The following is an 11,467-nucleotide window of genomic DNA, read 5'->3' on the forward strand; positions in this document are numbered from 1 at the left end:
TCGCCTTCGGCGAGCCCGATGACAGGCTCCGGCGGGGTATCCAGTACGCCGCTGCCTCTCGCTTCTATCGCTGGCGCCTCGGAGTACTGGATCGCCCGCTTTCGCGGGCGATGACAGCTGAGGCGTGTTGCGCAGCTCGGAGTATCGCGCGTTGCCAGGAAACGAGCGTCGCATCAATCCCCGCGTCGGGTGCGACGGGTAAGTTCGCGCGCTTCGTAATTCTCGCCGATCGACATCGCGCAGATGCGCGAGATCCGGACGTAGGGAAGTCCGGTCTCCTTGGCCCAGGCATTGAACTGCGCCTGCACCTTGGCCAGGTCCGTCTTCGATTTGACCTCCTCGGCGATGTCGAGTCCCGCGTCGCGCAAGCAGGCCGTGACGTCCTTCGAAGTGACAAAACCATCCCAGCCAAGGAAGCGCAGCAGCATTTGGCCGGTATTGCCGCCGAGCCGGCTGCCGCGTTTGGCGAGCAGGTTCAAGAGTCCGACCTCATCCGAAGACGGCCAATTCGCCAGGAACCGTCCGAAGCCGCCATGTTCGGCCGCGATCTCCTGCACGAAGCGGGCGTTATCGCGCACCGACATGATCTTTGCGCCATGGCGCACGATGCGCGTATCGCTCACCAGCGCTTCCCAGAATTCGTCGGGCTTGAATGCCAGCGTGGCCGGCTGAAAGCCGAGGAAAGCCTCCTCAAAGCCCGGCCATCTTGCTTCGATTACGCTCCAGGCGAAGCCCGCGGAAAACACCCGCCGCGCCATCTCGGCAAGGACGCGGTCGTCGGCGAGCTCGATCAGGGATCGCGGATCCGGAATCGGCGGCAGAAGCTTTTTGAGCGCGGACGCTCCTCCCTTGCGCTTCTCGGCGCGGGCACGGATGGCCTTGAACGACGTCACGCGGCGAAGACCTTTTGCACACCTGGCGGAAGCCATTCCCGCCTCGCCTCCGATCTTAAGGCCGCGGCGGTGGCGATGACAATGTGAGCGCGGCCGAGGCCAGGGCGAGGCCGAGCGCTGCCGCGGAGCAATTTCTGACACTTCCCGGTTGCAAAAAACGGCGGGCACGGCATGCTCTGCGCCAATGCCCGCGAAACCCAGCGATAAACCGGATCCGCCTGCCGAGAAGCCGCATTATCACGGCCATCGCGAGCGGTTGCGTGAACGTTTTCGTAGCGCCGGCCCTGACGCCCTGAGCGATTACGAGCTGCTGGAGATGGTATTGTTCACCGCCCAGCCGAGGGGCGATATGAAGCCGGCTGCCAAGAACCTGCTCAAGAAATTCGGCTCCTTCGCCGAAGTCGTGCATGCGCCCGAGACGCTGCTGCGCGAGGTCGATGGCATCGGCGACGCCTCCGCCATCCAGCTCAAGCTGATCGCCGCGGCCGCCGGCCGCATCGCCAAGGGCCAATTGAAGGCGCGCACCTTGCTGTCGTCGTGGAACGACGTGATCGACTATTGCCGCACCACGATGGCGTTCGCCGACAAGGAGCAGTTCCGCATCCTGTTTCTCGACAAGCGCAACCAGTTGATCGCGGACGAGGTCCAGCAGACCGGCACCGTCGACCACACCCCGGTCTATCCGCGCGAGGTGATCAAGCGCGCGCTGGAATTATCGGCCACCGCGATCCTCTTGGTGCACAACCACCCCTCCGGCGATCCGACACCGTCGCAGGCCGACATCCAGATGACGAAAGCGATCATCGACATCGCGACCCCGCTCGGCATTTCCGTGCACGACCACATCATCGTCGGCAGAGGCGGCCATGCGAGCATGAAGGGGCTGAAGCTGATTTAGGATGACGACATCCGCGCATTAGCCACCTCCAGGCGCGCCGCCTCAGCAGGCCTTGTTCAGGCCTGTTGTCCCGCACCGCAGCAAATTTACGAAGAGCGCGACGCTCTAATCCGATACCTCTGTCAGAATCTAAATCCCAGTTTAGAAAATGTCTGGGCACCACCGAGCGCGTCTCAAAAAAAATCGGGATAGCTCGGGATATTTTGCGCCCTTCCGGTGTTTTGTTGGCAGCGATCGAGCCCCACCGCCTGGACGGCGATGGTCAATGCGCAAGTAGAGCGTTGGCCAATGCGCTCTATTTAATTCCCCAACAACTGTCTCCAGTGCGCAACATAATCTTGAAAGGGAGTGCAGAGATGAAACACGTGCTAGCCTCTCTCACTATCGGCGCTTGCCTGCTGCTTCCGTCGGCTGGGGTGACCCTCGCCGACGATCTCCATAATCTAATACCTAGCCCCAACCTTAATCCCGGAGCAGCATCGGCAGCGCCAGGACAGACTGGTTCGAATGTGCTCGCAAGCTGTGGGGCCACCAGTTTTATATCTATCGGTGCAGGAGCCAAATCGAACGCCGGCAACGGCTCCCCGTTCAATGCGAGCGTAACGAAAAAATATGCTGGAAACCCAGGCAGCCCGGCAACGAATCCCAACGCAGTCTCCCAGTACGACAACGCTTGCGCACAAGCCGCCCTGCACGGGCAAATGCCATAACGCAACCGCGATGCGTTTGAATTGAACAAGTGTTCCGGCGTCAGAGCGGAAGTTGACGGCACGGGGGAAGCGGCGAATGGTCGACGCAGGATAGCCACATGCGTTTCCTTGTGGCGGGTTTGCTTTGCGCATTGATTCTCGGGCTCGGCTACACCTTTAGCCAAGGGAACCCGGCACCGACATACCTCACCGCGCCTGTGGAGCGCGGCAACATCTCAACCCTCGTGAAGGCGAGCGGCACCGTCGAGGCGGTCATCAGCGTCGATGTTAGTTCGCAACTATCCGGGCGAATTGCAGAGGTATTCGTCAATTTCAACGACGCCATCAAGACCGGCCAGCCGATCGCGCAAATCGATCAGGAGATATTTGCCGCCCGCGTCAATGAAGCGAAAGCCGCACTGAGAGTGGCGAGGGCAACCGCCCAAGTGGAAAAGGCCGCGCTGCAACGAGCGACGGTCGGAGTGACGAATGCGCAGACCGCCAAGAAACTCGCGGAGGCTCAGTCGGCGGCTAACAAGGCCAGGCAAGACGAAGTGGAGAGGGATCTCCTGCGAAAGCGCGAGCTGGCACGCACCGGAAGCGGAACCGAGCGAGACTTGAGTCAGGTGCGAGCTCAGCGCGACGCCGGGGCTGCCGACTTGCACGCGTCCCTCGAGCAGATCCAGATGAAGGCGGAGGCCATTGCGATTGCAGAAGCAGAAGAGCACATGGCCGAGGCCAATCTCGAGAATGCACAGGCTGTTGTCGAGCAGAGACAGGCGGCACTCGATCAGGCGGGACTTGATCTCGAACGCACCGTCCTCCGCGCGCCGATTGATGGGATCATCATCAAGCGGGATGTCAATCCCGGGCAAACCGTCGCCGTCAGCCTCGAAGCCAAAACATTATTCAAGATCGCGAACGATCTGCGAGAGATGGAGGTCCACGGCAAGATCGACGAGGCCGATGTCGGGCAGCTGAAGCCGGGCCAGGCGACCCTGTTCACTGTCGACGCTTATCCGGATCGAATCTTCAGTGGACAGGTTTTGCAGATCCGCAAGGCTCCCGAGGTCGTGCAAAACGTCGTCACCTATACGACAATCGTCTCTGCACCGAATCCGGACCTTTTGCTGTTGCCGGGAATGACTGCGCAGCTTGGGATCATCGTGAGTAATACCGGCGAGATCCTCAAAATTCCGAGCCAGGCAATGCGCTTCCGGCCAAACGGCGCCGGTCCTGTGTCGGGTCACCCGAGTGCGAACCCTGCCGCTTCCTCCAGGGGGGCCGCGACCGTGTGGTTAGTCGGTGACGACGGGCGACCGAACCCGGTTGCCGTGAGGCTTGGCGCCAGCGACGACAACAGCGCAGCACTGCTGGACGGCTCGCTTAACGAGGGCCAGCAAGTGATCATCGGGATTGCCAACTCGCAGCAGCAAAGGGGCTATTTCGGCATTCGCCTTGGATTCTAGGACCTTAAATTGGATCATAAGATGCCGCCGCTGGTCCGGACTGTTGGAATTTCAAAACAGTATCCCTCCGGGGGGACGATCATTCGTGCGGTATTAAACGTGTCGCTCTCGATCGAGCCCGGCGAGTTTGTTGCAATCCGCGGCCGCTCGGGTTCGGGGAAGTCGACCCTGATGAGCCTGTTGGGTCTTTTGGAGCGGCCGGATTCCGGCGAATATGCGCTCAAGGGCCGAGAAGTTGCAAGGCTGAGCGAGGACGCACGCGCGGCCATCAGGAACCAGGAGATCGGCTTCATATTCCAACTGCCGGCCCTTCTGCCGCGGGCAACCGCGCTGGAAAATGTCGCACTTCCTCTCGTTTACGCCGGCGTTGCTGGCTCCGAACGACGTCACAGAGCCAAAGATGCGCTTGACCGCGTAGGTTTGGCCGGCCGCAGTCATCATTGGCCGAATCAACTCTCGGGCGGAGAGCAGCAGCGGGTCGTCATTGCCCGTGCGATAGTGAACGAGCCTGCTCTCATCCTGGCCGACGAACCGACTGGTTCGCTCGATAGCGGCACCAGCGACGAGATTCTATCGCTGTTTGAGCGCCTTCATCGCGATGGTCATACGATCATCGTGGTCACGCATGCCACCGACGTCGCCGATCGTGCGCAGCGACAAATCACCCTGCACGATGGGCGAATCATCGAGGATGCCGTGGCATCAGGCAAGAGTTCGCTTCTGAACGCCACCACCTTGGATTCTCCCCAATGAGTCCTCTGGAGAGCTTGCGTATAGCCACGCGAGCGCTTCGTGTGAACAAACTGCGGAGCGCCCTGACCGTGCTTGGGGTCGTCGTTGGCGTCGCAGCTGTAGTCTGCGTGATATCGGTGGGAGCTGGCGCACAGGCGGAAGTTTCGGAGAAGATCCGCACGCTGGGAGCCAACCTCCTGCTTGTGATGCCCGGAGCCCGAAATTCCGGCGGAGCGAGGCTGGAATCCGGAACACAGCCCACGCTGACCGAAGAGGACGCCGCTTCTATCCGCCGCGAACTGGTGGATGCTCAGGTCGCGGCCCCGCTGCTGTCGCGCTCCATGCCCCTCGTGGCCGCAAACAAGAACTGGGTGACACTGGTGGCTGGAATTAACGCCGACTATCTAGTGGCACGCGAATGGCAAATTGCCGACGGCCGATCCTTTACGGGCGACGAGATCGCATCTGGAGCCAAAGTTGCCATCGTAGGGTCGGTTATCATCGAGGAGCTCTTCGATAGGCGTGCCGGAGTCGGAGAGACGTTTCGGATTGGCAACGTCCCTTTCACCGTGATTGGTGTGCTGGACAAAAAGGGGTTGGGCGCGGCCGGCCGCAGCCAGGACGATGTCGTGTTCATCCCGCTGTCGACTGCAAAAAGCCGCGTGCTCGGCGCCGTGCGTGGCACGACCCGAGAAGCATTGGATTTCATCTCGATCAAGGTATCGGATGCGGCCGCCATGTCAGTGATGGAACGTGAGATCGAGGCGTTGCTTCGGCACCGGCACCGCATTCGCGGGGATGCCCCCAGCGATTTCAGGATCGAGAATCCGGCGGATGTCCTGATTGCACGTGGGGCCGCCGTGCGGATTCTCGGCATTCTGTTAATCGCGGTGGCAGCGGTTTCGCTGGTCGTTGGCGGCATCAGCATCATGAACATCATGCTGGTTTCGGTGACCGAGCGCACCCGCGAAATCGGTTTGCGCATGGCCGTTGGGGCCAGCCGCAGCGATATCCGGTGGCAATTCGTGATCGAAGCCTTGATCCTGGCGTTGCTGGGAGGCCTTGTGGGTGCGGCGCTGGGAGCCGCCGCGGCAGTCGCAATCGCTTGGAAAGCTAGCTGGCCCATCCTGATCAGCCCATGGGCAATCATCCTGGCTTGCGGATTTGCGGGTTTTATCGGGATTTCGTTTGGCCTCTATCCGGCCCATCGGGCCGCGCGGCTTGATCCGATTGTGGCATTACGCTTCGAATAGGCGAAAGAGCTGAACTCTCATTTCCATCCTCTCTGTTAGGATGATTTCGTGACCGGCCGTGCCGTAAAGGTAACCTGGCGTGATCGAGTTCGAGGCAGCGGGATCGTCACGAACACGCACCTCTTGCCGCCCCCAATCGCCGTCCCCTGGCACACGATCCAGGATGACAATCAAATCACATCAATCTGTTAGCTCGTGCACTTATCTGGTGCGCAACCCATCCCTCCGGCGATCCCTCGCCCTCGCAGGCGGATGTCCAGATGACCAAGGCGATCATCGACATCGCGGGCCCGCTCGGCATCGCTGTGCACGATCACATCATCGTCGGCAGGAACGGCCATGCCAGCATGAAAGGGGCTGCGGCTGATCTAGCTGTCGCCCGCATTTACCATTTATTAACTCTCCGCTTCGCGCTTTGGCGAATGCGTGGGAGGGTGGCTCATCGGATGAGAGGGGGTAGCTCATTCTCGATTGAGAGGGGATCGATGATGAATCAACTAGCAGAGCGGATAGGGGTCGCGGCTCTTTCGATGAGCCCGGAGCACATGGTCGACAAATTTCTGGACTGGCTCGAGGAACTGAGGCGCGCGATGGCGCTTGCTGAAATCGACGGATTGGCCCGCAACGAGGTGCGAACCAAGGTGCTGTTCGATTGATCCGGCGCCAAAGCGCGATGGCACTGTCGAACCGCCATCGCGCTTTGACTTATAGGACGGGTTTGATGGCACAAGGCCGTTGAAGCAGGTCAGCACCGACCGATCCGGCACAAAGGGCCACCTCAAGCGAGGTGGCCCTTTTGCTCGTGAGGATCAGCCAGCCGCCGGGCTTCAGTTGACCGTGGCGCGAGCAGCGCGAACGGCTCAATGACGTGGAGTGCCAGCATGAAGCGGCTGAGGCTGATTTGAGCGCGGAAACTCAGCGCCGCGTCGATCAAGAGCTCCGGCATCGATCCAGATCGGCCGCAACAAATCCGCTTCAATTCGGCTTGGCCCGGCCAGGCGGGGCGGCGGGCGGCATGGTGCGCGTAAAACTCGGCCGCGCCGCGTGCCGCGCATAATACGCGGCGAGATGCGTTGTCGCGGCGAGCGCGTCGGCGCCTTCGGGCGGCAGCCGAACCCGGTCGAGCAGCGGCAGCAGGTTGATGTCGGCAAACGTGAAGTCATCGCCGACGAGATGGCCGGTCTTGGCGACCGCGCGGTCGAGAATTCCCAATTGCTCGCGTACCGCCGGCATTACGGCTTCGATCGCCGCACGATCCGGCTTGCCGTCCGCCGTCTTCGGGGCGATGTAGGCGTAGAGATAGGTCCGGATCAGGGTGCGGTCGATCACCGTGTTGACGAGCGAAACCCACTGCTCGGTGAGCCCGGCGAGATGGGGATCGGACGGCAACAGCTGCGGCCCCGGAAAACTGCGGTCGAGATAGCTGGCGATGGCCTTGGATTCGAACAGCACGACGTCGCCGTGGCGCAGCACCGGCATCTTGCCGAGGGGATGGATGGCAAGCAGCTCCGGCGCGCCCAGCGCGCACTCGGTCAGCCCGTACGCGATCCCCTTCTCCTCGCAGACCATGCACACGACGCGCGTGTAGGTCGACCGCGCGGAACCGATGATCTCGGGCTTCGGCATGGCCTGTCTCCTGCGGGTTTGCCGGCGACGTCCGTCAATACTTAACCATTATGTTAAGTATTGGATCGGCGCCTGAATGTCAAGGCAGCGGCCGGCGATCCGACGCCACCGCAGGCGGATCAGGATGACGTTTGCGCGGCGCCGGCGGCATCGAGGGCGCGGCGCTTCAGCAGATCCTGTTCGCGCCGGTTGCCCGCGAGCGCGGCGGCTGCTTCGAACGCGGCGCGGGCTTCCTCATGGCGACCAAGTTTTTGCAGCAGGTCGCCGCGCACGCTTCCGAGCAAATGATAGTTCCTGAGCGCGGGCTCGTGGAGCAGGCGGTCCACGATCTCGAGCGCGGCACGCGGGCCCTCGGCCATGCCGACGGCGACCGCGCGGTTGAGTTCGATGACCGGCGAGTGCAGGAGCGCCGCAAGCTCCGCATATAGACGCGATATGTGCGGCCAGTCGGTCGCATCTGATGTTGCCGCCCCGGCATGACAGGCGACGATCGCCGCCTGCAGCGCGTAGAAGCCGCCCGCGCCGCCGAGTTCGCGCGCCCGTCCGAGCGCCTGCATGCCCCGACGGATTTGCAGCTGGTCCCACAGCGCCCGGTTCTGCTCCAGCAACAAGATAGGTTCACCGGCTGAATCGGTGCGCGCCGCCGTGCGCGAAGCATTCAGCTCCATCAGCGCGAGCAGGCCATGGACTTCCGGCTCGAGCGGCGCGATCGAGGCAAGCACGCGGCCCATGCGCAGCGCTTCGTGGCAGAGCTGCGGACGCAGCCAGTCGTCGCCGCGCGCCGCGGTGTAGCCTTCGTTGAAGATGAGGTAGACGACCTCCAGCACGGAAGCGAGCCGTTCGGAGAGTTCTTCCCGGCGCGGGGTCTCGTAAGCCAGCCCGGATTCCGAGAGCGTCCGCTTCGCCCGCACGATGCGCTGGGAGACCGTCGCGTCCGGCACCAGGAAGGCCCGCGCGATCTCCTCCGTGGTCAGGCCGCAGATCATCCGCAGCGAAAGCGCGATGCGGGCCTCGCGCGACAGCAGCGGGTGACAGGCGGTGAAGACCAGCCGGAGCAGCTCATCGCCGATCTCTTCGTCAAGCGCGGCGTCGAGATCGGGCATGGCCTGCTGCTCCTGCTCCATTTCAAGAGCGATCATCCCGTGCTTGCGCGCGAGCATCCGGGCGCGGCGCAGATGATCCAGCGCCCGGCGCTTGGCGGTCGCCATCAGCCACGCGCCGGGCTTTTCCGGAACTCCCGTCGCGGGCCAATGCTCGAGCGCCGCCAGCAGCGCGTCCTGGGTGAATTCCTCGGCCAGCGTCACATCGCGCAGCATCCGCGATAGACCGATGATCAGCCGTGGCTGCTCGATCCGCCAGACCGCGTGGATGGTGCTGCTGATGTCGGACGGCTGCCTCAAGGGCCGGCAAACGCACGGACCTCGCACGTTCCTTCCCAGCCCGGCATGAAGTCCTTGTGCAGCTGCATGAACTCGACCGCCATCGCTACGGCCTCTTCCTTGTCGCGCAGTTCGAAGATCGCGAAGCCGCCGACGAATTCCTTGGCTTCCACGAACGGGCCATCGATGACGCTGAGCTTGCCGTCAGCAATGCGCACCTGGGCGCCAGCCTGGACCGGCATCAGCCCGCCATTGTCGAGCATGCGGCCCGCCTTGATCTCCCGATCAGCGAGTTTGTGCATGGCGTCCATCAGTTCCGGGGTGGGAGATCCGGGCAAGCCCGGATGTTTGACGAGGTACATGAAACGCATCTCAAAAACTCCTCCTTAGGGCGAGCCGCGGGCGCCTCCGCCCGCGAAACTATCTCGCTATTTAGGTCGACGCGCCAACCCCAGGGGAATCGACATGTCCTTCAAAAAAAATCCGGCTCCGCCAGTCCGGTCATCCCGATGCGATTGAACGGCGTTCCAACCGCCATAGATGGCCAGGGACGGGCACGGCGCTTCCCGCCGTCTCCCGTTGGCCTGACCCGCCTGGAACCGCTACCATGAAAAGCAATCCGCGTCCCCTCGCCCTCGTGACGGGCGCCTCCAGCGGGATCGGCGCCGATCTCGCGCGTGAACTGGCCAAAGACGGTCACGATCTCGTGCTTTCCGCGCGGCGCATCGAGCCGATGCAGGCTTTGGCCGAGGAACTCAAGGGCCTCGGCGCGGGCTGCACCATCATCGCCTCCGACCTCAGCAAACACGGCGCCGCCGCCGCGCTGGTGCGCGAGCTGGAAACGCGCGGCATGGTCATCGACGTGCTGATCAACAATGCCGGGCTTGGCGACAACGGCCGGTTCGACCAATCCGACCCGCTCAGGGTCAGCGAAATGCTGCAGGTCAATATCGTGGCGCTGACGGAACTGACCCGGCTGCTGGTGCCGCCGATGGTGGCGCGGGGCAAAGGCAGGGTGATGCTGCTCGCCTCCACCGCGGCGTTTCAGCCGGGCCCGCAAATGGCGGTGTATTGCGCCACCAAGGCCTATGTCCTCAGTTTCGGCGAAGCGATCGCCTTCGAGCTCAAGAGGACCGGCGTCACAGTCACGACACTGTGCCCCGGCGCGACCGCAACCGAATTTTCCCGCGTCGCCCGTGCGGGGTGTTCGGCGCTGTTCAAGGGCGGCTTGGTGCCGGTAATGAGCGCAAGCGAAGTCGCGCGGATCGGCTATCAGAGCCTCAAGGCCGGCCGCGGCGTGGTCATCGCCGGACTACTCAACAGGATCATGTCCACCTCCAGCCGGCTGTCGCCGGCGCCGGTGACGCTGCGGATCGCCAATTGGATGATGTCGAGCAGGAAATGACGCCGAACCGCCCGTGTCCCTTGCACGTGGGGTTGGAATTCCCTGATTGCGCTTGCTCGATTCACTTCTCCCCTGGTGGAAGAGGGAGCGCACCGTCGATGCCGCGGCATCGACGCAATACCTCAACCGCGCCGCTGCAGCAGCTGGTCACGCTGTTTGGTCAGGAGATCGAGCTGAGCTTCCTGGTCGGCGATACGCTGCGCGTTCAGCTCCTCGACCGCCCCGCCGGAATAGGCGGCAGCCTGCTCGGTCAATTCGGTGAGATTTTCGCGCACCGCGGCGATGCGCTCCTCGATCTCTGCGAGGGTCAGCGAAGGGTCAGGCATGGGTGAGCTCCTCGGCGTATGATCAGCACAATATGCGGCGTTCCAGGCGGGCCAGCAAGCCGCCCCGCGGCCCGCCGTCAGGCGCGGTGGTACTTCCAGAAATTACTGCCGCAGCATGATCAAGGGATCGGCACTGTCGGGCACCCGCCGCCACTGCGCGTTGTCGTCGGCCTCGAATTGCCAGGTCTCGCCGCTTTGCGACATCAGCAGCATCTGGCCGTGATCGAGCCGCCACTGCGTCGGTGCGAAGGCCGCTATTGCGGGATCGCATTTGGGCTTCAGGAATACCTGGAAATTATCCGGGCCGGCCTCGTTGTTGGTCAAGGTCAGGCCGCATATCGGCTGACCGTTGCCGTGAACCATGGCCCAGTCGCCGATCATCTGATCCATCGACTTCGCCAGCGAGCGCGCGGCGGCGAGGTTCTGCAGGATGTAGATGCCCTCACCCTGCCGCAAGCCTTCGAGAATGCCGCTCTCGACCTCGGTGAAGTCGATCACCGGCTGGCCTGTGGCATCCTGCAGCCGCACGATGTCCAGCCCTGCGATGCTCCAGGCGGTGATTTCCTTGGTGAAGGGCAGCGCCGCGGCGCAGCCGGGCTCAAGCTCGAGCTTCATCCCCAGCGGCGACGCATCGCTCTTCAAGGTGACCACGCAGGTCTTGCTGCGCTCGGTGGTCGACAGCTCCCACTGCCCGACCATGTCTTTCTTGAGGGTCGAAACATCCTGCGCCTGCGCCCGACCGGAGCAGGCGATAAGAGCCGCCAGCGCCGCAAGAGCTATGGCGTGGCGAGGCATCA

Annotated in this window: 12 protein-coding genes and 1 pseudogene; 6 read left to right on the plus strand and 7 right to left on the minus strand. The window is 62.8% G+C overall.

The annotated features are described in order from the left end of the window. Nucleotides 1-173 precede the first annotated feature (173 nt). Nucleotides 174-893, minus strand: coding sequence for a DNA-3-methyladenine glycosylase I (locus B5525_RS07360; RefSeq protein ID WP_079565412.1), 720 nt, complete (start codon nt 891-893; stop codon nt 174-176). Between the two features lie 184 nt (nt 894-1,077). Here B5525_RS07360 and radC point away from each other — a divergent pair, with 184 nt between their 5' ends. The 5 genes and pseudogenes from radC to B5525_RS47750 all read left to right on the plus strand — a co-directional run. Then, complete coding sequence (gene radC, locus B5525_RS07365) at nt 1,078-1,791, plus strand: RadC family protein (protein ID WP_079565413.1); 714 nt, start codon at nt 1,078-1,080, stop codon at nt 1,789-1,791. A gap of 808 nt (nt 1,792-2,599) precedes the next feature. Next, complete coding sequence (locus tag B5525_RS07370; RefSeq protein ID WP_079565414.1) at nt 2,600-3,949, plus strand: efflux RND transporter periplasmic adaptor subunit; 1,350 nt, start codon at nt 2,600-2,602, stop codon at nt 3,947-3,949. Between the two features lie 21 nt (nt 3,950-3,970). Continuing rightward, entirely contained in the window at nt 3,971-4,702 is a 732-nt protein-coding gene (locus B5525_RS07375; protein ID WP_079565415.1) for an ABC transporter ATP-binding protein, read from the plus strand. 41 nt (nt 4,703-4,743) lie between these two features. Beyond that, on the plus strand, nt 4,744-5,934 hold the full coding sequence (locus tag B5525_RS07380) for an ABC transporter permease (RefSeq protein WP_244567846.1): 1,191 nt from the start codon (nt 4,744-4,746) through the stop codon (nt 5,932-5,934). 179 nt (nt 5,935-6,113) lie between these two features. Continuing rightward, nucleotides 6,114-6,290 (plus strand): annotated as a pseudogene (locus B5525_RS47750) (JAB domain-containing protein); the annotation flags it as partial. Nucleotides 6,291-6,712: 422 nt separating this feature from the next. On the opposite strand, the gene B5525_RS43700 reads toward B5525_RS47750, so the two are convergent. From B5525_RS43700 to B5525_RS07400, 4 genes are all read right to left on the minus strand, one after another. Beyond that, complete coding sequence (locus B5525_RS43700; RefSeq protein ID WP_154073121.1) at nt 6,713-6,880, minus strand: hypothetical protein; 168 nt, start codon at nt 6,878-6,880, stop codon at nt 6,713-6,715. 29 nt (nt 6,881-6,909) lie between these two features. Continuing rightward, on the minus strand, nt 6,910-7,560 hold the full coding sequence (locus tag B5525_RS07390; RefSeq protein ID WP_079565417.1) for a glutathione S-transferase family protein: 651 nt from the start codon (nt 7,558-7,560) through the stop codon (nt 6,910-6,912). A 119-nt stretch (nt 7,561-7,679) separates the two neighbouring features. Continuing rightward, nucleotides 7,680-8,960, minus strand: coding sequence for an RNA polymerase sigma factor (locus B5525_RS07395; protein ID WP_244567847.1), 1,281 nt, complete (start codon nt 8,958-8,960; stop codon nt 7,680-7,682). Beyond that, on the minus strand, nt 8,957-9,310 hold the full coding sequence (locus tag B5525_RS07400) for a YciI family protein (RefSeq protein ID WP_079565418.1): 354 nt from the start codon (nt 9,308-9,310) through the stop codon (nt 8,957-8,959). The genes B5525_RS07395 and B5525_RS07400 overlap by 4 nt, the downstream gene beginning before the upstream one ends. A 236-nt stretch (nt 9,311-9,546) precedes the next feature. On the opposite strand from B5525_RS07400, the gene B5525_RS07405 reads away from it, so the two are divergent. Next, the gene (locus B5525_RS07405; RefSeq protein ID WP_079565419.1) at nt 9,547-10,344 is read left to right on the plus strand and encodes an SDR family NAD(P)-dependent oxidoreductase; all 798 of its coding nucleotides are present in this window, start codon (nt 9,547-9,549) and stop codon (nt 10,342-10,344) included. Between the two features lie 122 nt (nt 10,345-10,466). Here B5525_RS07405 and B5525_RS07410 read toward each other — a convergent pair whose 3' ends face one another. Both B5525_RS07410 and B5525_RS07415 read right to left on the minus strand, forming a co-directional pair. Further along, the gene (locus B5525_RS07410; RefSeq protein WP_079565420.1) at nt 10,467-10,670 is read right to left on the minus strand and encodes a hypothetical protein; all 204 of its coding nucleotides are present in this window, start codon (nt 10,668-10,670) and stop codon (nt 10,467-10,469) included. A gap of 102 nt (nt 10,671-10,772) precedes the next feature. Then, on the minus strand, nt 10,773-11,465 hold the full coding sequence (locus B5525_RS07415; protein WP_079573050.1) for an AprI/Inh family metalloprotease inhibitor: 693 nt from the start codon (nt 11,463-11,465) through the stop codon (nt 10,773-10,775). Nucleotides 11,466-11,467 lie beyond the last annotated feature (2 nt).

Origin of the sequence: Bradyrhizobium erythrophlei (genome assembly GCF_900129505.1) — a bacterium.
Lineage (GTDB): Bacteria > Pseudomonadota > Alphaproteobacteria > Rhizobiales > Xanthobacteraceae > Bradyrhizobium > Bradyrhizobium erythrophlei_D.

Bases quoted from the DNA above. Each gene is read 5' to 3' on its own strand.
- B5525_RS07405 (WP_079565419.1), top strand. From the start codon at position 9,547: ATGAAAAGCAATCCGCGTCCCCTCGCCCTCGTGACGGGCGCCTCCAGC.
- B5525_RS07400 (WP_079565418.1), bottom strand. From the start codon at position 9,310: ATGCGTTTCATGTACCTCGTCAAACATCCGGGCTTGCCCGGATCTCCC.
- B5525_RS43700 (WP_154073121.1), bottom strand. From the start codon at position 6,880: ATGCCGGAGCTCTTGATCGACGCGGCGCTGAGTTTCCGCGCTCAAATC.
- B5525_RS07390 (WP_079565417.1), bottom strand. From the start codon at position 7,560: ATGCCGAAGCCCGAGATCATCGGTTCCGCGCGGTCGACCTACACGCGC.
- radC (WP_079565413.1), top strand. From the start codon at position 1,078: ATGCCCGCGAAACCCAGCGATAAACCGGATCCGCCTGCCGAGAAGCCG.
- B5525_RS07410 (WP_079565420.1), bottom strand. From the start codon at position 10,670: ATGCCTGACCCTTCGCTGACCCTCGCAGAGATCGAGGAGCGCATCGCC.
- B5525_RS07375 (WP_079565415.1), top strand. From the start codon at position 3,971: ATGCCGCCGCTGGTCCGGACTGTTGGAATTTCAAAACAGTATCCCTCC.
- B5525_RS07415 (WP_079573050.1), bottom strand. From the start codon at position 11,465: ATGCCTCGCCACGCCATAGCTCTTGCGGCGCTGGCGGCTCTTATCGCC.
- B5525_RS07370 (WP_079565414.1), top strand. From the start codon at position 2,600: ATGCGTTTCCTTGTGGCGGGTTTGCTTTGCGCATTGATTCTCGGGCTC.